The sequence below is a fragment of the Acinetobacter dispersus genome (assembly GCF_009884975.1).
GTDB lineage: Bacteria > Pseudomonadota > Gammaproteobacteria > Pseudomonadales > Moraxellaceae > Acinetobacter > Acinetobacter dispersus.
The window spans coordinates 2,322,407-2,346,766 of sequence record NZ_CP041970.1; the positions used below are offsets into that span (position 1 = coordinate 2,322,407).

18 protein-coding genes, 4 tRNA genes and 1 pseudogene are annotated in these 24,360 nt (G+C 42.5%); 8 read left to right on the forward strand and 15 right to left on the reverse strand.

The genetic code is table 11. The features are described from left to right. Positions 1-31 precede the first annotated feature (31 nt). From FPL17_RS10575 to FPL17_RS10595, 5 genes are all read right to left on the reverse strand, one after another. A complete protein-coding gene (locus FPL17_RS10575; protein WP_159884955.1) occupies positions 32-598 on the reverse strand; it encodes a TetR/AcrR family transcriptional regulator in 567 nt (188 codons plus the stop codon). Between the two features lie 608 nt (positions 599-1,206). Next, on the reverse strand, positions 1,207-1,698 hold the full coding sequence (locus FPL17_RS10580; protein ID WP_005191312.1) for a flavin reductase: 492 nt from the start codon (positions 1,696-1,698) through the stop codon (positions 1,207-1,209). 87 nt (positions 1,699-1,785) lie between these two features. Beyond that, positions 1,786-2,811 carry a methionine synthase gene (locus FPL17_RS10585; RefSeq protein WP_032864471.1) on the reverse strand — a complete coding sequence of 342 codons (1,026 nt, stop codon included), beginning with the start codon at positions 2,809-2,811 and terminating at the stop codon, positions 1,786-1,788. Between the two features lie 27 nt (positions 2,812-2,838). Then, positions 2,839-3,852, reverse strand: coding sequence for a DUF1852 domain-containing protein (locus FPL17_RS10590; protein WP_159884957.1), 1,014 nt, complete (start codon positions 3,850-3,852; stop codon positions 2,839-2,841). Between the two features lie 368 nt (positions 3,853-4,220). Next, a complete protein-coding gene (locus tag FPL17_RS10595; protein ID WP_033133484.1) occupies positions 4,221-4,661 on the reverse strand; it encodes a GNAT family N-acetyltransferase in 441 nt (146 codons plus the stop codon). Between the two features lie 413 nt (positions 4,662-5,074). Between FPL17_RS10595 and mqo the strand changes: the two genes are divergently transcribed. The 3 genes from mqo to FPL17_RS10610 all read left to right on the forward strand — a co-directional run bounded on the left by mqo (position 5,075) and on the right by FPL17_RS10610 (position 8,534). Then, positions 5,075-6,715 (forward strand): malate dehydrogenase (quinone), encoded by a 1,641-nt coding sequence (gene mqo / locus FPL17_RS10600; RefSeq protein WP_005191321.1) that lies wholly within the window; start codon positions 5,075-5,077, stop codon positions 6,713-6,715. A 79-nt stretch (positions 6,716-6,794) separates the two neighbouring features. Next, entirely contained in the window at positions 6,795-8,036 is a 1,242-nt protein-coding gene (locus FPL17_RS10605) for an MFS transporter (protein WP_159884959.1), read from the forward strand. Positions 8,037-8,078: 42 nt separating this feature from the next. Further along, positions 8,079-8,534: a hypothetical protein gene (locus tag FPL17_RS10610; RefSeq protein ID WP_005191326.1), complete on the forward strand. Its 456-nt coding sequence runs from the start codon at positions 8,079-8,081 to the stop codon at positions 8,532-8,534. 52 nt (positions 8,535-8,586) lie between these two features. Here the strand turns inward: FPL17_RS10610 and FPL17_RS10615 are convergent, their stop codons facing one another. After that, positions 8,587-10,647, reverse strand: a complete 2,061-nt coding sequence (locus tag FPL17_RS10615; RefSeq protein ID WP_159884961.1) for a choline transporter — start codon at positions 10,645-10,647, stop codon at positions 8,587-8,589. Between the two features lie 117 nt (positions 10,648-10,764). Then, positions 10,765-12,375: a BCCT family transporter gene (locus FPL17_RS10620; protein WP_159884963.1), complete on the reverse strand. Its 1,611-nt coding sequence runs from the start codon at positions 12,373-12,375 to the stop codon at positions 10,765-10,767. Between the two features lie 264 nt (positions 12,376-12,639). On the opposite strand from FPL17_RS10620, the gene betI reads away from it, so the two are divergent. The 4 genes from betI (at position 12,640) to FPL17_RS10640 (ending at position 17,367) form a co-directional block, all read left to right on the forward strand. Next, positions 12,640-13,266, forward strand: a complete 627-nt coding sequence (betI, locus tag FPL17_RS10625; RefSeq protein WP_004804724.1) for a transcriptional regulator BetI — start codon at positions 12,640-12,642, stop codon at positions 13,264-13,266. Then, entirely contained in the window at positions 13,259-14,731 is a 1,473-nt protein-coding gene (betB, locus tag FPL17_RS10630; protein ID WP_159884965.1) for a betaine-aldehyde dehydrogenase, read from the forward strand. Before betI ends, betB begins: the two co-directional genes overlap by 8 nt. Positions 14,732-14,823: 92 nt before the next feature. Continuing rightward, on the forward strand, positions 14,824-16,518 hold the full coding sequence (gene betA, locus FPL17_RS10635) for a choline dehydrogenase (RefSeq protein ID WP_005312413.1): 1,695 nt from the start codon (positions 14,824-14,826) through the stop codon (positions 16,516-16,518). Positions 16,519-16,584: 66 nt separating this feature from the next. Further along, positions 16,585-17,367 carry a TorF family putative porin gene (locus FPL17_RS10640; RefSeq protein ID WP_159884967.1) on the forward strand — a complete coding sequence of 261 codons (783 nt, stop codon included), beginning with the start codon at positions 16,585-16,587 and terminating at the stop codon, positions 17,365-17,367. Positions 17,368-17,438: 71 nt separating this feature from the next. Here the strand turns inward: FPL17_RS10640 and FPL17_RS10645 are convergent, their stop codons facing one another. Next, positions 17,439-18,614: a zinc-binding dehydrogenase gene (locus FPL17_RS10645; protein ID WP_016164624.1), complete on the reverse strand. Its 1,176-nt coding sequence runs from the start codon at positions 18,612-18,614 to the stop codon at positions 17,439-17,441. Positions 18,615-18,830: 216 nt separating this feature from the next. Between FPL17_RS10645 and FPL17_RS10650 the strand changes: the two are divergent. Next, positions 18,831-18,935, forward strand: a pseudogene (locus FPL17_RS10650) (NUDIX hydrolase); the annotation flags it as partial. 33 nt (positions 18,936-18,968) lie between these two features. Here FPL17_RS10650 and FPL17_RS10655 read toward each other — a convergent pair. From FPL17_RS10655 to argJ, 7 genes are all read right to left on the reverse strand, one after another. Next, positions 18,969-20,573, reverse strand: a complete 1,605-nt coding sequence (locus FPL17_RS10655; protein ID WP_159884969.1) for a GMC family oxidoreductase — start codon at positions 20,571-20,573, stop codon at positions 18,969-18,971. A 455-nt stretch (positions 20,574-21,028) separates the two neighbouring features. Beyond that, positions 21,029-21,105 (reverse strand) — tRNA-Pro (locus tag FPL17_RS10660). 4 nt (positions 21,106-21,109) lie between these two features. Then, a tRNA-His gene (locus FPL17_RS10665) sits at positions 21,110-21,185 on the reverse strand. Between the two features lie 36 nt (positions 21,186-21,221). Beyond that, positions 21,222-21,298 (reverse strand) — tRNA-Arg (locus FPL17_RS10670). 68 nt (positions 21,299-21,366) lie between these two features. Beyond that, a tRNA-Pro gene (locus tag FPL17_RS10675) sits at positions 21,367-21,443 on the reverse strand. Positions 21,444-21,576: 133 nt separating this feature from the next. Further along, positions 21,577-22,641 carry a quinolinate synthase NadA gene (nadA, locus tag FPL17_RS10680; RefSeq protein ID WP_159884971.1) on the reverse strand — a complete coding sequence of 355 codons (1,065 nt, stop codon included), beginning with the start codon at positions 22,639-22,641 and terminating at the stop codon, positions 21,577-21,579. A 142-nt stretch (positions 22,642-22,783) separates the two neighbouring features. Beyond that, positions 22,784-24,004, reverse strand: coding sequence for a bifunctional glutamate N-acetyltransferase/amino-acid acetyltransferase ArgJ (gene argJ, locus FPL17_RS10685; protein ID WP_159884973.1), 1,221 nt, complete (start codon positions 24,002-24,004; stop codon positions 22,784-22,786). Between the last annotated feature and the right edge of the window lie 356 nt (positions 24,005-24,360).

Below are 24,360 nucleotides of genomic sequence, written 5' to 3' on the forward strand. Positions count from 1 at the left end.
AGATTCTCCTACTACAGATACCCTTATTCATTTAGTTTCTTTCCAACCATACTAGCCCCACCAACCACCCTTCCAACAACTTTCCTTTATCCACTTTATGACCACTCAACAATTGCACCATTGCCCCATCCACCACAAACAAGAACATCTGCGCATCAACTTTCAAAGCATTCACCTGACCAACTAAAAGCAATTTATAAACTTCTTCAATCAACCAACTGCGATACTCAACCACAATCTGATAAGCATCGGGATAACGTTTTTCAATCTCGAAAATTGCCTTAAACAATAAATGATACGATCCGTCTAGATTGGCATGTAGATCAAAAATTCGCGTTAACTTTTCATGCACTGACAAATTTTTATGTGTGTTAATGACCCAGCACACTTCCTTTTTGAGTGCTTTCCTTTGATCACTCAAACAAATTTCAATCAATTGTTCTTTAGACTGAAAGTATTTATAAAAACTCGCTTTGGCAATTTGAGAGGTCTCAATAATGCGATCAACGCCAATATTATTGAAACCATACTGGTTAAAAAGACAGATCGCTGTCTCAAACGCGCATACTGCACGAGATGACTGAGAAAAAGATGGCATATATTCACCATAATTCAATAATTTTTGTTGTGCCTAAAGAGATAAACAGCCTTCAATCTTTCCATGAGCAAAAAAAGGCATGCAAAAGCCTCTAAAGACGGCTTTAGCTCATCTCAAGTTTTATTGTTGATCTGTGTGTGTTTAGTCGTGACGAAGCAATGCCTGAATAGCGAAATGCATTCAAACCATGTCAGAGACTAATGAAGAAGGATGAAAATACAGTGCATGGCCAACTCCTGAATAATTCGGAACGCTGCCAAGACATAAAGCTTTATGGTGGCAGGACGAAAGAAGGTTGACAGACTGAACCTAAGAATCAGCACACCCGAAGGTGTCCCCCTTCCGCCCTACCGCAACAAAAAAGGGGGACGAACGAGTCTACATTAAAAAAACAAGGTTTTTCAATGCACTTAGGAAACGGTCTGTCAAAACCGACTGGCGATGTAGGCCAGCGCTTAAAGAATAATCGGGGTAGTGATGAGTGTCAATTTACACTTCGGGCCAAATAAGTTTTATTATTATTTTTCAATATCTTATATTTTTATTATTTTTAAACTATTTTATAAGAATATTTTCACAAATAAGTAGGTCGCTTAAAGCACAACGCTTTAAGCAAGTTCAGTCTGCCCCACTTGGTGATAAGCACGATTAAAATAAACCAAGCTTTGATCATGTCCACTTTGTTGAACTGCCACAATACGACAAATAAAAATCGTATGCGTTCCCACTTCCTGAATTTGATCAATCTCACAATCGAAATTCACCAAGGCATCATCCAAAACAGGCGCACCTGTTTCCAATTCTGACCAAGCACCGTGTTTAAAACGTTCTTCTGGACTCAATTTAGACGAAAAGGCTTTAGAAATATGTTGATGATCTGCGCTTAACACATTCACGCTTAAGATTTTATTGTCGACGAAATGCACATGCGAACTCGATGCCCGATTCATACACACCAATAAAGTCGGAGGTGTATCAGTGACGCTACATACAGCAGATGCAGTAAAGCCATAACGACCAGACATGCCTGTGGTGGTAATCACACTGACTGCACTGGTGAGTAAAGACATTGCATCTCTAAAATCTGTTGCTTCAACCATCACTTTATTCCTAAATTAAACCCGATCTGTTTTAAATGTGCTCAGGGCTACAATGTGTAGCCCTTAAGCCATCAAGAGGTCGGTAAATTAAGCGAGTTCTTTACGAACAATTTCTGCACCTGCACTTAATGCATTCAGCTTGCCACGTGCAACATCACGCGCCAAAGGTGCCATACCACAGTTGGTTGATGGATACAGCTTATCTGCATCGACAAACTGAAGTGCTTTACGTAAGGTATCGGCAACTTCTTCTGGCGTTTCAACCGTGTTGCTCGCCACGTCAATCGCACCAACCATCACCTTTTTACCGCGAATCAATTCAATCAGATCCATCGGCACACGTGAGTTATGACATTCGAGCGAGATGATATCAAGTTTTGATTGTTGTAGCTTTGGAAAAGCTTCTTCATATTGGCGCCATTCAGAGCCGAGGGTCTTTTTCCAATCGGTATTAGCTTTGATGCCGTAACCATAGCAAATGTGCACCGCAGTTTCACACTTCAAACCTTCAAGCGCACGTTCTAAAGTCGCAACACCCCAGTCATTCACTTCATCAAAGAACACATTAAAAGCAGGTTCATCGAATTGAATAATATCCACACCCGCCGCTTCTAACTCTTTCGCTTCTTCATTCAGGATTTTGGCAAATTCCCATGCCAATTTTTCACGGCTTTTATAATGTGCATCATACAGCGTATCAATCATGGTCATTGGACCTGGCAACGCCCATTTGATTGGTTGATTGGTTTGCTGACGTAAAAACTTGGCATCTTCAACAAAAACTGGCTTTTGACGCGATACCGCACCGACTACAGTCGGAACACTGGCATCATAACGATTACGAATTCGCACCGTCTCGCGTTTCTCAAAATCAACACCCGTAAGATGCTCAATAAATGTCGTCACAAAGTGCTGACGGGTTTGTTCGCCATCACTAACAATATCAATGCCCGCCACTTGCTGTTCATGCAAAGACAAACGCAAAGCATCCTGTTTACCTTCAATCAGACCCTGCTCTTGCAATTTCCATGGTGACCAAAGCTTTTCAGGCTCTGCCAGCCAAGACGGTTTCGGTAAGCTACCCGCAGTCGACGTTGGTAATAATCTTTTCATCATCAATAACCTTATATTTTCAATAAATTAGTGCGCGTAACTTTTTTGCGAGTTGCTTTGTGCTGCATAACTGGCAGACCACTGTTCCAGAATGTTTCGGTATGGTTTGATGAATTGTTCTTCAACAAATTTCCCTTGTTCAATCGCCAAACGGCTGCGCTCTTCTCGGTCATATACAATGCGAGTCAGTGAATAATCTTGGTTCTTCAAACTTGGTTGATAAGACTTTCCTGCTGAAGAGTTCGCATTGTAAATTTCAGGTCGGTAAATCTTTTGGAACGTTTCCATGGTGCTGATGGTGCTAATCAATTCAAGATTGGTGTAGTCTGCCAGCAAATCTCCAGAGAAATAGAAAGCCAACGGCGCAACGCTATTTGGCGGCATGAAATAACGAACCTTTAAACCCATTTTTTGGAAATATTCATCTGTTAATGAATATTCATCTTGCAGGTACTCGACACCCAACACAGGATGCTGATTTTCAGTACGTTGATACACCTTGCTGCTCGAAACACTGAGGCAAATCACAGGTGGCTTGTTAAAGTTTGCCTTGTAAGTCTCTGACTCAATAAAGCTCTTAAACAAGTTGCCATGTAAGTCGCCGAAGTTCTCTGGTGTGCTAAATCCAGACTGATTCTTATTATGGTCAAGCAATAGCACACTGAAATCATAGTCACGTACATAAGAAGAGAAATTGTTGCCCACAATACCTTCAATACGTTCATTGGTTTTTTGATCAACAATATTGGTTTTCAAGATTTCAATTAAAGGAAGCGCATTGGCATTGCTTGCTGCATCCACCTTCATTTCAACCGAAATGATTTCCAGCTCAACTTTATAACGATCAGCCAAAGGATTATCCCAATGCGCCAAAGCATTAAAGCGATTGTCGATCATCTTTAAGGTGTTGTGCAGATTCTGTTGGCGACTCTCGCCTCTTGCCAAATTCGCAAAGTTGGTTGTGATACGTGTATTTTCTGATGGCGTGTAGTTCTCATCAAAATCAATACGTTTAATCGTAAATGCAAACTCTTTACTCATTTTAATCTGCCACCCTAATTTCCGAGATAAATCTAAATTTCTTTATAGAGTGATTTATACCGCAATCATTAGCTGAATAAAAATGATTTAATCTAACCTCAAAATGAATGAAATTCATGTTGTGAAATTCACTAAGGTGAAAATTGCTCAACAAGGTCTGTACAATCAGGCGGACAGTAGAGCTCAGCCCGATCACCTTAGGAAAAATTTGCTGCTTTCCGTTGAAGTGAAATCATTAAATAAAGTCACAAAGAAAGTTTTATAATCAGTTTTATTTGTCACAACATAACCGATGAGCTATAAAAAAACCGCCTTTTCTCGCGGTTTAAAACAGAACTCAACCTACACACTTGGTTAAGATTCTGGAATTAATGCAAATTTTTCCGATATTGGATAAATCCTGCATTCACGGCCATGCTATCGTAAAGCATTCGTGCTTGGTAATTGGTTTCATGAGTTAGCCAATAAACACGTGAACATTCTCTTTCAGCCGCCTTTTGGTAAACAGCTTCTATCAACTTACGACCTAAACCTTTTATCCGTGAATGTTGATCAACAAATAAATCCTGTAAATAACAGTAATCACCTGTAGTCCACGTACTTCGATGAAAAATAAAATGCACAAAGCCAATCAAAGTATCTTGATCCCCCACCACTAGACAGTACATATCTTCATTTGGATCAAGTAATCGAGAAAATGTTTTTTCCGTCACCTTATGATCAATCTCGACCTTATAGAAAGCCTGATAGCCTTGCCATAACAACAACCAGTTTTGATAATCTTGCTGCTCAAGCGCTCTGAGCTTCATGCCAGTGCCTCCATATTAGGATGGTGTCTAAACATCATAGTTTTGTCTTTTATAAAGCCGAGTGCCAATTTAAACTTTTCATCTAGACCAATTTTTTGATAATTCAATCCGCTCATTTGGTCAAAATGTGACTGATCTCTCTAAACCATAAGTCTAAGATTTACTAGAACTTCCTACAACTTTCACACAATAAATCATCAAAGTCGGCTTGATTTGTACATTTTGAAACATTAGTTCAACCAAAATACCGTCTAAATTAAAGTAAAATTCATGAACTAACTTCTTCAACATCAGTGTTAAGGCGATCCCTTGCCGTACTGATGTGCCTTTATTGCGCCTGTATCATCATTTAAATTCTTTCTCTCTATATCGCTTGTCATATAGAGCGTCATTTAATTTTTAAGGTAAATTGAATGAAAAAATTTTGGAAATATTTATTAGTACTACTCGTAGTATTAATTATTATTGCAATTGCCTTTCTTTTTAGACCAGTTGCGTCTAAGGCAATTAAAACCACCAGTAACGAACCAACTGTCGATGTTGTACTCATCGGCGGCGGGATCATGAGTGCCACTTTAGGTACTTACCTCAACGAATTACAACCCGACTGGAATATCCGCATGTATGAACGTCTTGATGCTGTTGCACAAGAAAGTTCAAACGGTTTTAACAACGCGGGTACAGGCCACTCAGGCTTTATGGAAATGAACTATACCGAAGAAAAAGACGGTAAAATGGACATTTCTAAAGCTGTAAACGTGGCAGGTCAGTTTGAAATTGCCAAACAGTTCTGGGCATACCAAGTGAAGCAAGGTGTACTCGAAACACCAAATACCTTCATTAACCCAGTACCACACATTGCTTTTGTATGGGGCGATAACGTGAATTTCATGGAAAAGCGTTATGCTGCCATGGTTCAAAATCCGTTATTCGCTGGTATGAAATTGAGTGAAGACAAAGCTGAAATTCAACAATGGGCACCATTGGTGATGGACGGTCGTGATCCTCAACAAAAAGTGGCTGCAACTCGTATGGACGTTGGTTCTGACGTGAACTACGGTGCAATCACCAAGCAGTTGATTGGCAACCTTGAAAAGAGTCCAAACTTCAAACTCAGCACTTCAACTGAAGTGACGGGTATCAGCAAAAACGATGACAACACATGGTCTGTGGCTTTCAAAGATTTGAAATCTGGCAAAGTTGATCATGTGAAAACACGTTTTGTGTTTATTGGTGCAGGCGGTGCTGCAATTAAATTATTGCAAATGACTGGCTTACCAGAAGCGCAACAATATGCTGGCTTCCCTGTAGGCGGTGAGTTCCTTGTAACTGACAACCCAGCAGTAACGGCAAAACACACAGCTAAAGTCTATGGTCGTGCTGATCTTGGTGCGCCTCCAATGTCTGTTCCACATATCGATACTCGTTATATTGACGGTAAAAAATATGTGTTGTTTGGCCCATTCGCAACTTATTCAAACAAGTTCCTGAAAAATGGTTCACAGCTTGATTTGCTTGCATCAACCAACAAAAACAACGTGTTGCCTATGGCTGCAATTGGTCTACAAAATGCTGATCTTGTTCAGTACCTCGTAAGCCAAGTGTTAATGTCTGATGCAGATCGTTTCAATGAGTTGAAAAAATACTACCCTGAAGCTGATCCAAAAGACTGGCATTTACAACAAGGTGGTCAACGCGTTCAGATCATCAAGAAAGAGCCAGGCAAACCTGCTAAATTGCAATTCGGTACAGAAATCTTTGCATCTAAAGATAAGTCTGTAACTGCATTGCTAGGTGCTTCTCCGGGTGCGTCTACATCACCTTACATCATGCTTAACTTGCTTGAAAAAGCATTCCCTGAGCAAACTAAAGGTGTATGGAATGACAAATTGCATGAGATCGTACGTTCTTATGGTAAAGACCTTTCAACAGATCCAGCGTTGTTAGATCAAATCCGTCAGTACTCAAGTTCAACTTTGGGCTTGAACTATACGACTCCAGCAAACTTAGTTCCTGCTAAGAAAGTTGTTAAAGCTGAAGCTGTTGCTCAATAAGTAACGCTAAGCACATCAAAAAGGGAGGAGTTTCAGCTCTTCCCTTTTTCTTTATTTGTATGTTTTAAATCTACGCCTTATGTCCTCTGCTGTACCTCATTCTGCTTTTGCTGCATTTGCCAGTCGTGACTTCACATTATTGACCGTCAATCAATGCTGCCTGACTTTTGCGGTGCTGATTCAAGAAGTCCTAATCGCGTATTATCTGTATCAAATTACCAAGAATCCGCTTATCCTCGGCTTGGTCGGGATCATGGATTTTTTACCATTTCTCGTCCTCTCTTTATGGGGTGGTTATATTGCTGACCGTTTTAATCGTCAGCGTATTTTGCAGATCAGCTTTAGCTTTGCCATTCCCTTATCGATTGCTTTGTGGATAAGTTTTGATCTTTTCCACACCCAAACCATCAGTGCAAATTTATTATTAATCTCATCCTTGAGTATTTTATTTCTATTTGGCTGTATTCGCGGTATATACAGTCCCTGCTTTAATTCTTTACGTCCTTTTGTCGTACCCGAACATTTGTATACCAATGCAGCAACATGGACCAGCATGTGTTGGCAAGCCAGTGGCATTCTTGCACCCGTCATTGGGGGCTTCCTGTTGGCTCATTTGGATTTAGATATTACTTTTAGCGTCATCGTGGCACTTTTTTTCAGTGGTAGTATTGCCCTCTGGTGTTTGCAAAAACGAGATTTCCCGCAAATCCAAACAGAGTCAGTAACTCAGAGTCTAAAAGAAGCGCTGCATTTTATTTTTAAAACTAAAATTATTTTTTGGGCCATGTTTCTCGATCTGAGCTCAGTTTTTTTTGGTGGCATCATCGCGCTATTGCCAATTTTTGCCCAAGATGTTTTACATATCGGTGCTGATGGTTTTGGTCTATTACGCGCGGCACCTGCTTTTGGCGCATTGGTGATGATGATCATTTTAATTCGCTATCCACCAAAATCTAGACCATGGCAGATGATGCTCATAGCAGTGACAGGCTTTGGCCTCTGTACTTTATTATTTGCTGTTACCAGACAACTGTATTTTTCTGTCGCAGTTCTCATTATCATGGGAGCATGTGACAGTATCAACATAGTCATTCGTCAAACGATTCTGCAACTAATTCCACCCAAGGACATGCTTGGACGTGTAGCTGCCATTAATGGCATCTTTGTCACCTCGAGTAATGAGCTTGGTGCGTTACAGTCGAGTGTGATGACGCGCTTTTTCAGCGTGATTCCTGCGATGTTGATGGGTGGTTCACTGTCTTTGCTTTGCGTTGTTTTAACTAAGCTCAAGACCAAAGACTTATTTAATTTTCGTTTTTAATTCCCCTATTAAACAAATAGTTATTTTAAAATTCAATGTAATATGAAACATACTTTGCCCGCGTCTTCAGGCCTCTCTAAATTTATTATTTTTTCCGTTTTTGTATGGCTGGTCCTGCTGTGGCTGCAATCGACCTATATTGTCATTATCGGTGGACCTGCCTATCTATTCTGGACCTCATTTGGCCTTTTGGTATTGAATATCCTGAGCTTGCGCCCAACGATTTTAAAAAATCGAATTGCTTTTGTGATCACGGCTGCCTTGCTGATTTATCTGGTGTTGAACTCGCTGTTTTGCACCTATTTGATGATTGCCTTTTATTGTATTTTCTACCTCTATTCAGATGAATATAAGAATAAGCGTGCCATTAAATTGATCAGTTTATTCTTGATTATGATCATCTTTGCGGTCTACCAAACCCAATCTCTACATGAACTCAAAAGCCATTATGAAACCTATGAAACGGGTGAAACATGGCAAAAATATGGGGCCTTATAAATTAGGCCATAAAAAAAACCTCACATGCCGTGAGGTTTTTTTATTTGAACTATTAATCTTGCGAATCAGGATACAAAGGACGATTCCCGGGACTAATACGATTGATATGCAAGAAGGTCATATGACGCTCGTACTTATCAAGAATGTCGTTAATCACCTGTTCTTTGGTGTATCCAACCAGATCATTGTCCTGTGAACCCTCATACAAGAAAGTTTCCAGACGGTAGTAGAACTGCTTACCACGTTTACCACGTTCACTGAAGTTAGGCGCGATATAACGTACAGGCCAGATTTGATAAACGAAGTTATGCTCTTCTTCCAAGTAGATGGTTAAATCTAAATGATAGAGTGCATCATTGTCTTCCAATGCTGTTTGGGTGACATCGACATGCATGCCACGTTTAACCAGTTCATCGGCAACTGTGCATACTGCTGGCTCACAGACACTATCAAGCATCCGCTGGGTTTCACTGGTACCTGGATGATGCATCACACGGGCTAAACGCTTTTTCCAGTTCAGGATATCCACGTTTCCGACCACAGGTGCAGCATTCATACTACGACTTGCCTTCCGATAATCTTCCAGACGCAAAGACTTGTACAGACCCGCCATGACCAACAACATGACAAAACTAAAGGGTAAGCCCATAATTACCGTAGCACTTTGCAGCGCGGTAATCCCGTTTGCCATCAGCATTGCCAAGGTGAGCAAACCAATTGCCGTTGCCCAAAACACTCTTAACCAGCGTGGCGCATCATTATCAACATTGGAAAATTTAGTGGTGAAGTTCCCTAAAACCAACGCACCAGAATCGGCAGAGGTTACATAGAACAATAGACCTGTAATCGTCGCCACACCTGCAATAAATGCAAACCACGGATATTGCGCCAATAGGTCATAAAAACCATGTGCAGGATCAGTTAGAACCGTTTGAGCCAGTGCCGTATTGCCTTCAAAAATGACGTTATATAAGGCACTGTTTCCAAAAATAGATAACCACGTGATGGTAAACAACAATGGAATAATTAAGGTACCGCAAACAAATTCACGAATGGTACGGCCACGGGAAATGCGCGCCAAGAACAGACCAACAAAAGGTGACCAAGCCACCCACCATGCCCAGAAGAACAAAGTCCAGCTGTTCATCCAGTCTTTAGGCTGATCAAAGGCAAAACTTTCCAAGGCCAAACTTGGGAATCGACTGATGTAATCACCAAAGTTTTGTACCAATGCATTGAGTAAGAATCCGGTATTGCCCAAGAACAATACAAACAACATTAAGCCAATTGCGGCAAAAATATTGATTTCAGATAAAACCTTAATGCCTTTATTGACCCCAGCTGTCACCGAAATAATGGTAACAATCACAGCAACCAAAATCAGTGCCGACTGAATCAACAGGTTTTCAGGCCAGCCAAATAACACATGCAAACCATAATTGATCTGAACGACGGCAATACCACAGGTGGTGGCAATACCAAAGATCGTCCCGATAACCGCTGCAATATCTACACTATGCCCAATTGGACCATCAATTTTTTTACCAAAAATTGGGTAGAGCGCGGAACGAATGGTCAGTGGCAAGTTATAACGATAACTAAAGTAGCCCAAGGCCATCCCAACCAAGGCATACATGCCCCAACCGGTTAAACCATAGTGGAATAGCGTCCAAACCATGCCCTGACGCGCAGCTTCATAGGTTTGACCTTCACCCACAGGCGGATTCATATAATGAGATAAAGGTTCTGCAACAGAGAAGAACATTAAATCTGTTCCGATCCCCGCCGCAAACAACATCGCTGACCAACTGAGTAAGCTAAACTCAGGTTTGGAATGCTTAGGACCAAGTTTGATATCGCCATAACGTGAGCAAGCAATAAAAACCACAAAGATTAAATACAATGTTGCAGCTAATAGGTAATACCAGCTGAATTTATCACTGACCCAAGCCAGCACCACGTTGAGCAAATGGTTGGCAAAATCGTTAAATAAAATCGTAACAAGTGCAAATGTTAAAATAAGTAGAGCTGAAACATAGAAGACCACACGATTTAAATGGTCTTTATTCGCTAATGTAGCATCATCAACCGCTCTTGGATTATCTGTCGCCATACAATCCTCAGGGAGTTAGAGAAGAAAAAGAAAATATTCATCCACGTCTTTTCATCACTCGATCAATGAAAAGACATATCTGAATAGAAAATGAAAAACAAAAGTTATTTACCCGAATTACAATGTTTCTGATTTTTCAGTAGTGTGATGTAATGACTGAGTTACCTGCGTTATCACTTGCGGTGGCGTAGGACTAAATTGATCCTGTTTCAGTGCTTTGGCCAAGCCAAACATATACAGCAAAATAATAACGGAGAATGGCAAACCACACAGTACCACAGCGCTTTGCATAGAGTGAAAACTCCCTGCCAACAGCAGCCCGATACTGACAATGGTAATCACCACAGACCAGAAAATTCGCAACCAAATCGGTGAGTCACTTTCATTGCTACCCCCTTTCGAGGACAGATTTGCGATCATGAGTGTACCAGAACCCACAGGGGTCAAAAACAATACGAAACAAATCACAACAACAATCCCAGCAACATAAGGATTGAATGGTAGAAATTCGAGAAGCTTAAATAAGGACAAAGCAGGATCGGTTAACACCAGATCACCTAAGATTTTTTGCTTTTGTTCCAAAATAAAATAGATTGCAGTGTTACCAAAAATCGAGATCCAAGCCAAGGTAAAACCGAGTGGAATCAGACAGACACCGAGCACAACTTCACGAATAGTACGACCTTTGGAAATACGCGCAATAAACATGCCTACGAATGGTGCCCATGCAATCCACCATGCCCAATAGAACACTGTCCATGAACCTAACCACTCACCTGCTTTGGCATTGTAGAGGTACATATCAAAGCTCTTCGCTAGAAAATGATCAAGATAATCACCCACGTTCTGTACTAAACCATTGAGCAAATGGTTGGTTGGTCCTGTGAGGAATACAAACAGCAAGAGCGCATAGAGCAAACGCAAATTGATACGAGATAACCAAGCCAAGCCCTTTTCAATCCCAACCACGGTGGTCATGGTCGCGACTGACATCATCAGCAACACCACCGTAATTAGAGTGGTTTGGTTATTTGGAATCTCGGGCAAGAGATAATGTACACCCGAAACCAGTACCAAAGCACCAATACCGAGGTTGGTTACCAAAGAAATGACCGTGGCTAAAATCCCAAAACCATCGACAAAATCACCGATCAAACCATGAATACGTTCACCAAAGATTGGATACAGCGCAGAGCGCAACGCCAATGGCAAGTTCTGACGAAATGCAAAATAACCGAGTGTCACACCCAATAAGGCATACAATACCCAACCATGAATGCCCCAATGTAAAAAGCTATACATCATGGCATCACGTGCGGCTTGAATGGTTCCACCCTGACCTTCTGGCGGTCGAATAAAATGGTCAACAGGTTCAGCTACACCGTAATAGAGCAAGGCAATCCCGATTCCTGCGGAAAACAGCATCGACACCCAAGCCAAATAGCCAAACTCAGGTTTATCGTCATCTTTGCCTAAAGGAATCTGCCCAACCCGAGAAAAGGCCAGCCATGCGACAAAACCCAAACAAACCACAATCACCAGCATGTAGTACCAACCAAATAATTGGTTCGCCTGCCCTTGTATATAGGTTAACCAGAACTGACTGCGCTGTGGAAACAACACAAACAATAGGCCAAAAATGCCGATACTGATTGCGGAGCTCCAAAAAACAAACAAATTTAAACGTATAGGTTCAGATGGGGACCCGTCATTACTTTCTGACACCATGTTCTTGCTCCTTGCAATTGGTGTTTTTTCTTAAAAAATAATGTGATAAGTGTTCAATTCTGCTTATCGCCTTATCCATAAGAATCTTTGATTTATTACGCTACTTCTATTCTTTCCAATCAAAAATTCATTGATTTTTACAGATTATACTTTTTATTGATTGAACGTTCAATCAATAAAAAGTATGATAAAAAAATGTTATGATGCTCTACATCGAGAAATGTTGAATAAAAAGCACCTTGGCAGGGCTTTAAATGGATAAGCATGACAAAGCGTAGAGTAAAACCAGAGCATGTGCGACGTGAAGAAATTATTAGCGCCGCATTTTATGTAATTTCTGAAGTGGGGTTATCCAATACCACCATTGCACAGATTGCAAAAAAGGCCGAACTATCGACTGGTATTGTGAGTCACTATTTCGGTGATAAACAAGGATTGATCAATACCTGTATGCAAGAAATGCTCAACGTTTTGCGTCAAAAGACTGACCAATACAAAGCCGAAGCAGATACGCATCCAGAAAGCCAGATCAAGGCCATTATTGATTCCAACTTCGATATCAGTCAGGTCAACAAACAAGCCATGCGGGTCTGGTTAGACTTTTGGTCTGCCAGTATGCACCTTCCCGAACTTGGACGTTTACAACGAATTAATGATCAACGCCTGTATTCCAACTTGAAACATTATTTTCTTATGTTGGTCGATGATAAACAACAGGCAAGCATCGCTGCTCGCGGATTAGCAGCTTTGATTGACGGATTATGGTTACGCGGCAGTTTAAGTAGTCACGACGAGTTTGACAGCCAACTGGCCCGTTCCATTGCTTACGATTATGTAAAAACGCAAATTCAATTTGCGAACAAGCCTTTGCAGGAGAAACAGAATGAGTGATGCACAAGTTCACCAGCTATATATCCACGGACGTTATGTCGCAGCGACCAGTGGCAAAACATTTAACAGCATTAACCCTGCCAACGGTGAAGTGATCGCAACACTTCAACAAGCCTCACAACAAGACATTGAAGCGGCTGTTCAAAGCGCACAACAAGGCCAAAAAATCTGGGCAGCGATGACGGCGATGGAGCGTTCACGCATCTTACGTCGTGCAGTTGATATCTTACGTGAACGTAATGATGAACTTGCCCAACTCGAAACCCTCGATACCGGTAAAGCCTATAGCGAAACCTCGACCGTGGACATCGTGACAGGCGCGGATGTACTCGAATACTACGCAGGTCTTGCAACCGCGATTCAAGGCGAGCAAGTGCCACTGCGCGAATCAAGCTTCTTCTATACCCGCCGTGAACCCCTCGGTGTAGTGGCTGGTATCGGTGCTTGGAACTATCCAATTCAAATCGCAATGTGGAAATCTGCGCCTGCCCTAGCAGCGGGTAATGCCATGATTTTCAAACCAAGCGAAACTACGCCGCTGACTGCATTTAAACTTGCTGAAATCTATACCGAAGCGGGCGTACCAGACGGCGTATTTAACGTGGTCCAAGGTGCGGGTCGCGAGATCGGTCAATGGTTGACCGAACATCCTGTGATTGAAAAAATTTCATTCACTGGTGGTGTTGAGACTGGCAAGAAAGTGATGGCCAGTGCTGCGGGTTCGACCCTGAAAGAAGTCACCATGGAGCTTGGCGGTAAATCACCCCTGATTATTTGTGATGATGCCAACCTCGACCGTGCTGCAGATATTGCAGTGATGGCGAACTTCTTTAGCTCAGGTCAAGTCTGCACCAATGGTACCCGTGTGTTTGTACCAAAAGCCTTGCTTGCGGATTTTGAAGCAGCCGTTGTGGAACGTGTAAAACGTATCCGTATCGGTGATCCGATGGCTGAGCAAACCAACTTCGGACCTCTCACCAGTTTCCCACATATGGAAAAAGTGTTGTCTTTCATTGAGTCAGGCAAACAGCAAGGTGCAAAACTCTTGATCGGTGGTGGCCGTGCCACTGAAGGTGACTTAGCCAAAGGTGCTTATGTACTACCGACTGTATTCAGCAACTGCCAAGATGATATGGCAATTGTGCAAGAAGAAATCTTTGGCCCAGTGATGAGCATTCTCAGCTATGAAACTGAGGAAGAAGTGATCCGTCGTGCCAATGACACCACCTTTGGCTTAGCTGCAGGTGTGGTGACCCAAGACATCACCAAAGCACATCGTATGATTCATAAACTTGAAGCAGGTATCTGCTGGATCAATACCTGGGGCGAATCGCCTGCGGAAATGCCAGTCGGTGGCTACAAGCAATCTGGTGTTGGTCGTGAAAATGGCTTAACCACTTTGGGTCATTACACCCGTATCAAATCCGTTCAAGTTGAGTTGGGTGAGTATCACAGCATTTTCTAATGCCCTCAGCTTTCACCCTCAAAATTAATCCTCAATGCCGAGCAATCCCATGATTGCATCGGCATCCTCAAGAATAGAAAAAAGGGATAACGATGAATACTCAAGCATATGACTACATTATCATTGGCGCAGGATCTGCCGGAAATGTGCTCGCAACACGTCTGACTGAAGACAAAGACGTGACTGTTTTATTATTGGAAGCAGGTGGTCCAGACTACCGTTTAGATTTCCGTACTCAAATGCCAGCTGCTTTGGCTTTTCCTTTACAAGGTCGTCGCTATAACTGGGCCTATGAAACCGATCCTGAACCACACATGAACAATCGCCGTATGGAATGTGGTCGTGGTAAGGGCTTAGGTGGTTCTTCATTGATTAATGGCATGTGCTATATACGTGGTAATGCCATGGACTTGGATCAGTGGGCAACAATGAAAGGTCTGGAAGACTGGACCTATGCAGACTGCTTGCCGTATTACAAAAAAGCCGAAACTCGTGATATCGGTGGTAATGACTACCACGGTGACAAAGGCCCTGTGTCAGTGGCAACCCCTAAAAATGGCAACAATGTCTTGTTCCATGCCATGGTTGAAGCAGGCGTACAAGCGGGTTATCCACGTACCGATGACTTAAATGGTTATCAACAAGAAGGCTTTGGTCCAATGGACCGTACTGTGACCCCAAAAGGTCGTCGCTCAAGTACTGCCCGTGGTTATCTGGATCTAGCCAAAGGTCGTCCGAATTTGACCATCGTCACGCATGCCACCACCAATAAAATCTTGTTTAATCAAAAACAGGCGGTGGGTGTGGAATATATTATTGGTGCAGACAAAGCCAATATGAAACAGGCACAAGCGAAACGTGAAGTCTTGCTCTGTGCAGGTGCAATTGCATCGCCACAAATCTTGCAACGCTCAGGTGTGGGTGAAAGCAACTTCCTGAAATCGATGGATATTGATGTCGTGCATGATTTGCCGGGTGTGGGTGAGAACCTGCAAGATCACTTGGAAATGTACTTGCAATATCAATGCAAGCAACCAGTATCACTCTACCCTGCACTGCAATGGTATAACCAGCCTGCGATTGGTGCTGAATGGTTATTCAATGGTACAGGTGTGGGTGCAAGCAACCAGTTCGAAGCGGGTGGCTTTATCCGTAGCTCGGAAGAGTTTGACTGGCCGAATATCCAATATCACTTCTTACCTGTTGCGATTAACTACAACGGTAGTAATGCAGTAAAAGAGCATGGCTTCCAAGCGCATGTCGGTTCAATGCGCTCACCATCACGTGGTCGCATCAAGCTGAAATCCAAAGATCCGTTTGAGCATCCAAGTATTCTGTTCAACTACATGTCAACTGAACAAGACTGGCGTGAATTCCGTGATGCGATCCGTATTACCCGTGAAATCATGGCTCAGCCTGCGCTTGATCCGTATCGTGGTGAGGAAATCAGTCCGGGTAAACATATCCAGACCGATGCAGAACTAGATGAATTCGTCCGTACGCATGCGGAAACAGCATTTCACCCATCATGCAGCTGTAAGATGGGCGAAGATGAGATGGCTGTAGTCGATGGCCAAGGTCGCGTCCATGGTGTACAAGGCTTACGTGTAGTCGATGCCTCAATTATGCCGTTGATCATTACAGGTAACTTGAATGCCACCACGATTATGATCGCAGAAAAAATTGCCGACAAAATCCGTGGCAAAAAACTCCCTCGTTCTGAAGCGGCTTATTACAAAGCGGGTACAGCACCTGTACGTCAAGCACCGTTACGTCCAATACAATAAGCAAGAAATTCCTTTAGGGGATACCCGAAGCAAAGCTTCGGGTTTTACTTCATTCAGGGAGAAATGATGAAAAAAACCTTATTTTTAATTGTACCTTTGGCTTTTTATTTTCAAAGCACCCACGCCACTGAAACCACCTCACCCTACTCAGCCAATATCACTGCGGCTAGCCAATACGTTTCTCGCGGTTTTCAACAAACTTGGGGCAAACCTGCCTTACAAGGTGGACTGGATTACAACCATGCCAGCGGTTTTTATGCAGGGACTTGGGCATCGACGGTAAGTGATCATTTTATTCGTGATGCCTCGGTCGAGTGGGATGTGTATACTGGCTATAGCCGCAGTTTTGGCGATTTAACTATTGGCACCAAAGTCGCCTATTACTATTATCCAGGGGCAAAAACCACTGCTGATACAGGCAATACCCGTTTTGATTATGGGGAAATTATCCCTGAGATCAGCTATGGGCCGCTTAGCGTTAAATATGCGATTACCTATACCCAAGATTATTTCGGCAATAACTCGGATACTTTGGGCATCGGCAACAATAAGCATTCACGTGGTTCGGGCTATTTAGATGTCAATTGGCATCAACCGATTACACAAGGTTGGTCTGTCGATGCCCATTATGGCAACCAACGCATTAAAAACTTTTCTGCAGCAAGCTTTCAAGATGCCAGTTTTGCCGTCAACAAAGAACTGCCATATAACCTTTCAAGCAGCTTGACCTATAGCAAAGCATGGGATAAAGACGGTTTTTATCAGCAATACAGCAATGGTAATCCCAATGCCAAAGTCTCTAATCCAATTGATTCAACCGTAACCCTGTCATTGACCAAAAGTTTCTAATCCAAGTGGGATCAAGACTTCTGACATAAAAAAGCCGCTTCATTGAAAGCGGCTTTTTAGAATCTTGAATATTAAGGCTTGATCAGTTCAATCGTTGAACCTGCACGTTTTGGATCAATCAAAATCTTGGCATGTTGCTCTGGGTCGCGTAGCGCCTCAAAGGCATTGCCGACGCCTTCCAAACCGACCACACCCGTGATCAATGGTGAACAATCAACTTTACCTTCCGCAATCATATGCAAGGTGTCACGGAACTCAAGTGGGGTATAACCTAGCACATACTGGATTTCTAATTCCTTATTGATCGCCAACGCAGGTTCGATCTTATCACTTTGCATACAAACCCCCACTCCGACAATACGTGAGAATAGCGGTGCGCCCTCTAAGATCTGCTGCATAATCCCAGCCACACCCACACACTCAAAAATCACAGGACGTTTTGGTAATATCCCAAGTTTATCCCCTACGCGCATGGCATTGACCCACGGTAATGAGTACGTCTGAACCTTGTCAAAAATTCCCATGCCCATATTCACTGCTTCAGAGACATTGCCCAATAAGCCAAGCTCTTTCCAACTACCAAATGGAGACTGTTGTTTAGGATCAATCAAGACATCCGCACCACATTGCTCGGCCAGACGACGACGGTTCGGTGAAAAATCACTGGCAATCACGGTTTTAACGCCTGCTGCTTTGAGCATAATAATTACACCCAAACCGACAGGGCCACAGCCAATCACAATCGCAGGCTCGTTTTTCTTGATTCGACTACGACGTACCGCATGTAAGGCAACTGCCATTGGCTCAGTCAGTGCAGCACGATCCGCATCTAGGCCATTAGGCACTTCAAACATTAAACTCGATTGTACCAAGACCTGTTCTGCATAACCGCCAGAAGCACTTGGCGACAGCCCTGTAGGCACATAACCTTGCGGATCAACATTTAACAATGGCATGGCACACACCAAAGTATCCGCTTTCAATTTACGGCGTGTTTTTGGACCATAATCCAAGACTTTACCGCAGAACTCATGACCGAAAACCAATTTATCAGAGGACTTTGCAACTCCATTGAACCCGACTCGTGCTGCCAAATCATGCATGTGATCACAGTGATGTTGCATGTGTAAATCTGAACCACAGATACCGCAACGTACGACTTCAAGTAAGACTTGCCCTTTTGCAGGAACCAATTGAAGACTGTCTTCTAGTTTTAACTCAGCGTTATGACAAATCAGAGATTTCATAGGATGCTTTCCTTTTTTGTTTTATTCCCATTGTTCACTTTTAGCACTTTGACCTGCTGCAATGCCAAGCAAACAATACATGCCTCAATCCTGACAAGGATAATTGTCAAAAACTATGACCGAAACATCAATATATCGAAGCAATAAAGTCAGCACTGCACATTTATTTATAATAATTAGACTCAAATGATTTTTTAATTATCACATAACAATCGTAAATGCCCCGCTCAATTGTTTCGCTATGCACTGGAAAATTATAATTTTACCTTTCCGCATATGCTGGAAACGCCACGCAACTCCACTGAAAATCAAAAGAGCTAAGATATTTCTACCTTAGCTCTGATAACGCATAGCTTACTTCCACGTTTGACGAATCAAATCCACCGCTTTCTCAGCAATCATAATCGTCGGTGCATTGGTATTGCCATTCACCACTGTTGGCATAATCGACGCATCAATAACTCGCAGCCCCTCTATGCCATATACTTTCAGTTCAGGATCGACCACTGCCATCTCATCCACACCCATTTTACAACTACCGACTGGGTGATACACCGTATCGACACGTTGACGTAAAATCTCACGAATTTCATCATCAGACTGCACATTGGCAGTAAACATATCTTCTTTAATTTTTTCACTTAAAGCAGGAGCGTTCATCAACTTTTGTGTGACCTTGTAGCCATCGACCATATCCTGAAGATCTTGTTCATCCTCAAGGAATTTAAAATCAATCAACAATGGATCATCCACATTTTTACCACTGAGTTTGACCGAACCACGTGCACGCGGATTCAACAAACACACATGGCATGAAATCCCATGCCCCATATGCATGGTTCGAGCATGGTTATCTACTACAGCAATGACAAAATGCAGCTGTAAGTTAGGTTTATCTAGCTCAGGACGGCTTTTTAAGAAACCGCCACATTCCGCATAGTTAGTGGTAATCAAACCACGACGCTCTTTACGATAACGTCCAATCTGCTTGACTAGATCGAGGCTTCCACCCACTGACACCCCAAAGGTTCCATCCATTTGCTTGGTCTTATAAGCAAAAATAAAATCAGGATGGTCATGCAGATTTTCACCCACACCTGCTAAATCTTTAACAACGGGAATGCCGTGCTTTTCAAGCTCTTGGCGGGGACCAATACCAGACAGCATCAACACTTGTGGCGATTGGAATGCACCCGCTGATAAAAGCACTTCTTTATTGGCTTGGACAATCGTGGTTTGGCCTTTATGTTTATATTCAACCCCGACAGCACGACCATTTTCAATCACAATGCGAGAAACACTAGCTTGCGTAATCACCTGTAGATTCGGACGCGTGCCCAAATATGGGAACAAATAACCTCGGGCAGCACTCCAGCGTTCGCCATTTTTTTGCGTAACTTGATAAACGCCAAGCCCTTCTTGTTCAGCGCCATTGAAGTCATCATTCAGTGGATAATCCACCTGCTTCGCCGCTTCAATAAAGGTCTTTTGATAAGGATTGTCTGAACGTAATTCACTAACATTGAGGGGACCATGCTGTCCATGATATTCATTGCGAATGCGCTCGTTATGTTCTGATTTTATAAAATATGGCAATACATCTTGATACGACCAGCCTGTATTACCCAATGCAGCCCAATGATCATAATCACTGTGATGTCCACGAACGTATACCATCGCATTGATGGCAGAACTACCGCCTAAGCACTTACCTCGCGGTTGATAGCCTTTTCGGCCATTTAAGCCTTTTTGTGGAATTGTTTCTAAAGCCCAGTTATTAATCTTGGTTGGAATACTAATCACTGCTGCCGAAGGTGTATTCACCAGCCAACTATTCCCATCACCGCCAGCTTCTAATAAACATACCGAAATATTTGGATTTTCTGATAATCGCCCAGCCAGTACCGAACCTGCTGAACCACCACCTATAATTACAAAATCAAAAGCTGTTTCTGTCATCGCTATACTCTGTTTTTTCTTTTTAAAAAGTGGAAGCATTATGCCGAACACGGCATTTAAATACTGTTGTAGTTGTCTAACCAATTCATATTAATATAAGCAACTTAACTGGATCATCATCAAAGCGCAATAGCCAAATCAAGCAAGCCAATTGCGATAAATCATCAATTTTTTGAAACTCAACATCCTTCTTTTTCTTCTAACTTTTAGTTTTAGATATTTGATATGTTATTCATCAGCTTTTTTACCAAGAAAATAATTTCAAATAGATTAAAACCATAAATATCAGCGTGATAAATAGACCTAGGAAGAAGCATTTTCAAATCATTTATAATTTTTTAAATTTTAAGTAATACATCTAATGCGTTATAAATATCATGTTTATTAAATATGAAAAAATCCAGACGTAAAAAAAACCGCTAACTAAGCGGCTTCTTATCTCATCTTTAAGATGATGGTCGGAGCAGTAGGATTCGAACCTACGACCCCCTGGTCCCAAACCAGGTGCACTACCAGGCTGTGCTATGCTCCGAAATTGGGGTGAATGACGGGATTCGAACCCGCGACAACCGGAATCACAATCCGGGGCTCTACCAACTGAGCTACATCCACCATCAAAACTTTGATTCTATATACCAAGCTGCCAAATGGCGCGCCTGACAGGATTCGAACCTGTGACCATCCGCTTAGAAGGCGGATGCTCTATCCAACTGAGCTACAGGCGCATAACGATGATAATACTATCACGATACTTCGCCGATATTTAAAACTATATTTTTCAACATATTTTAAATGGTCGGAGCAGTAGGATTCGAACCTACGACCCCCTGGTCCCAAACCAGGTGCACTACCAGGCTGTGCTATGCTCCGATTTCTTTTCAGCTTTTATTGTATCGCACATCGTGCGGTACGGTGTGCATTCTAGGCTTGACGTTGCATCACGTCAACACCTAGTTTTAAAAAAAGTGATTTTTCCTTATCAAATGTATATTTAACAAGCATATTAACGCTTTAGCGAAGCACTAAAGTTCAACATTCGATCTAAAGGTAGTTTCGCACGTTCTGCCAAGGCTGGATCAACGTGTATTTCTTGATCGGCATGTTGTAATACATGCAAGATGCCTTCAAGTTCATTCATCGCCATCCACGGACAATGTGCGCATGAACGACAAGTTGCCCCCTCACCTGCGGTTGGTGCTTCAAATAATTCTTTATCTGGTGCCGCTTGCTGCATTTTATAAAAAATGCCTCGATCCGTTGCCACGATCATTTGCTTATGCGGTAAGGTCTGCGCTGCTTTAATCAGTTGCGAGGTACTACCAACAGCATCTGCAATATCCACCACCGATTCAGGTGACTCAGGATGGACCAATACAGCTGCATCTGGATATAACGCTTTCATCTGCGCAATCCCACGCGCGCGGAACTCTTCATGTACGATACATGCGCCATCCCACAACAACATTTCCGCGCCTGTTTTCTTTTGAATATAGCGACCTAAATGCTGGTCAGGTGCCCAAATAATTTTTTCACCCAAGCTATCTAAGTGCTCAATGATCTCTACCGCACAGCTAGAAGTCACCACCCAATCGGCGCGTGCTTTGACTGCTGCAGAAGTATTGGCATAGACCACGACGGTATGATCTGGATGTTGATCACAGAATGCACTGAATTCATCTACAGGACAGCCCAAATCCAGTGAACAAGTGGCTTCCAATGTTGGCATCAATACTGTTTTTTCAGGTGATAAGATTTTTGAGGTTTCCCCCATAAATTTAACCCCTGCAACCACCAATGTCGTTGCAGGATGATCACGACCAAAACGTGCCATTTCTAATGAATCAGAAACACAACCACCTGTCAGCTCTGCAAGCTCTTGCACGTCAGGATCACAGTAATAATGTGCCACAAGTACTGCATTGCGTTTTTTAAGCTCTGCTGCAATTTGGGCAAACTTTTCTTGTTTCACTTCTGGGCTAAGACTGTTGTCCTTAGGCTCACCCAAACGATCTAAATGCGTCTGCACAATATTTTTGGCTTCGTTCGCAATTAAATTCGCATTATTCATAAAACGTCTTCTCTATCCTGCGTGCTTGCATCACTGCAAACTTTTAACGTGGGTAATGGGCGATCATTTGGGATAAATCACCTCGTCCACAAACCAGCTTATAAAAAAAGCCCCACTGTGGAGGCTTTATTATAACGCAAATTTATGAGCGATAATCGGCATTAATTTTGACATAGTCGTAAGAAAAATCACAGGTATAAACCGTGTCTTTTGCTGTACCACGCCCTAGATCAATACGAATAGTAATTTCCTTCTCTGCCATCACTGCTGCACCTGCCTCTTCCGTGTAGTCAGGGTTTGCACCACCATCTAGGCAAATTTGTACATCACCGATCCAGACCTGAACTTTGCTACTGTCTAGATTTGGCACACCTGCCTTACCGATTGCCATCACAATACGTCCCCAGTTTGGATCTGAGGCAAATAAAGCCGTTTTGATGAGTGGTGACTCGGCAACACTATAGGCAACATCACAACATTCTTGAGTATTGGCTCCGCCTTCCACCTGAACTGTGATGAACTTGGTTGCACCCTCACCATCACGTACGATCAATTGCGCCAGGCGATCCATGATACGAGCAAGTACTTCTAATACTTGCTGATAACGTGCATCCTCTTGATTCTGGATTTCGGTACCACCTGCCAAACCTGTCGCCACAAAGATACACGAGTCATTGGTCGAAGTATCGCCATCAATGGTAATACGGTTAAAAGAGTGCTCAACCGTGGTTTGCAATAAACGCTGTACCAGTTCAGCACTAATCGGAGCATCGGTTGCAACAAAACTGAGCATGGTCGCCATATTTGGACGAATCATGCCTGCACCTTTACTGATTCCCGTCATGGTATAGGTCACACCATCCAGTTCGAACTGTTCAGATGCACCTTTTGGTGTGGTGTCTGTGGTCATAATGCCAGATGCCGCATCTGCCCAACGATCTGCATTTAAATCATTTAATGCAGGTTGAATCCCTTGTACTAAACGTTCAATTGGGAGCTGCTCACCAATCACACCAGTTGAAAAAGGTAAAATTTGATTGGCTTGCACACCTGTTAATTCAGCTAACTTGGCACAAGTCGCTTCTGCATTTTTATAGCCTACCGCACCTGTTGCAGCATTGGCATTACCCGTGTTGATGATCAAGTAACGTGGTGTGTTTTCTGCCAAATGCTTTTTACTCAATTGAACCGGAGCTGCAGCAAAGGCACTTTGAGTAAATACCCCTGCAACGTTTGAGCCTTCAGCAAATTCAAAAATGACTAGATCTCGTCGATTTGGATAACGTACATACGCCTCAGTTGAGCCAATTTTTACACCCTGCACCACATGCATAAGTGGCATTGTTACGTCACCAACAGCCATTTTTAAACTTCCATTAATTAAGCTTTAAAGATATTAGTTTGATATTTAATTAAGAGATTTATCTCATCGGAGTCTTATTTAACTTTCATCCCATTTCTGGGTAAGCCTTCGGCTCGACCTACCTTACGAAACGTTATTTCTCATTTCGGGAAAAGTAGGCAAAACCATTTGTCACCCGCAAAACCTGTTCATTTCTTGCATCTATCTAATTTCAATCATAAATACAATATCTTACATCTTCTCTAAAGCACGCAGGTTGCGGGTGACGTTTCCGCGTATCAAAAATCTACTCAGGTTTATATACCAAACCTTGCCTTAAAAGCTTATGCTAAATAATCAGAAAAATCGAGTTTTTA

Coding starts and splice junctions, on each gene's coding strand:
- FPL17_RS10645 (WP_016164624.1), bottom strand. CDS start 18,614: ATGAAATCTCTGATTTGTCATAACGCTGAGTTAAAACTAGAAGACAGT.
- betA (WP_005312413.1), top strand. CDS start 14,824: ATGAATACTCAAGCATATGACTACATTATCATTGGCGCAGGATCTGCC.
- FPL17_RS10605 (WP_159884959.1), top strand. CDS start 6,795: ATGTCCTCTGCTGTACCTCATTCTGCTTTTGCTGCATTTGCCAGTCGT.
- FPL17_RS10610 (WP_005191326.1), top strand. CDS start 8,079: ATGAAACATACTTTGCCCGCGTCTTCAGGCCTCTCTAAATTTATTATT.
- betI (WP_004804724.1), top strand. CDS start 12,640: ATGACAAAGCGTAGAGTAAAACCAGAGCATGTGCGACGTGAAGAAATT.
- FPL17_RS10615 (WP_159884961.1), bottom strand. CDS start 10,647: ATGGCGACAGATAATCCAAGAGCGGTTGATGATGCTACATTAGCGAAT.
- mqo (WP_005191321.1), top strand. CDS start 5,075: ATGAAAAAATTTTGGAAATATTTATTAGTACTACTCGTAGTATTAATT.
- betB (WP_159884965.1), top strand. CDS start 13,259: ATGAGTGATGCACAAGTTCACCAGCTATATATCCACGGACGTTATGTC.
- FPL17_RS10640 (WP_159884967.1), top strand. CDS start 16,585: ATGAAAAAAACCTTATTTTTAATTGTACCTTTGGCTTTTTATTTTCAA.
- nadA (WP_159884971.1), bottom strand. CDS start 22,641: ATGAATAATGCGAATTTAATTGCGAACGAAGCCAAAAATATTGTGCAG.
- FPL17_RS10655 (WP_159884969.1), bottom strand. CDS start 20,573: ATGACAGAAACAGCTTTTGATTTTGTAATTATAGGTGGTGGTTCAGCA.
- FPL17_RS10585 (WP_032864471.1), bottom strand. CDS start 2,811: ATGAAAAGATTATTACCAACGTCGACTGCGGGTAGCTTACCGAAACCG.
- FPL17_RS10620 (WP_159884963.1), bottom strand. CDS start 12,375: ATGGTGTCAGAAAGTAATGACGGGTCCCCATCTGAACCTATACGTTTA.
- argJ (WP_159884973.1), bottom strand. CDS start 24,004: ATGGCTGTTGGTGACGTAACAATGCCACTTATGCATGTGGTGCAGGGT.
- FPL17_RS10580 (WP_005191312.1), bottom strand. CDS start 1,698: ATGGTTGAAGCAACAGATTTTAGAGATGCAATGTCTTTACTCACCAGT.
- FPL17_RS10590 (WP_159884957.1), bottom strand. CDS start 3,852: ATGAGTAAAGAGTTTGCATTTACGATTAAACGTATTGATTTTGATGAG.
- FPL17_RS10595 (WP_033133484.1), bottom strand. CDS start 4,661: ATGAAGCTCAGAGCGCTTGAGCAGCAAGATTATCAAAACTGGTTGTTG.
- FPL17_RS10575 (WP_159884955.1), bottom strand. CDS start 598: ATGCCATCTTTTTCTCAGTCATCTCGTGCAGTATGCGCGTTTGAGACA.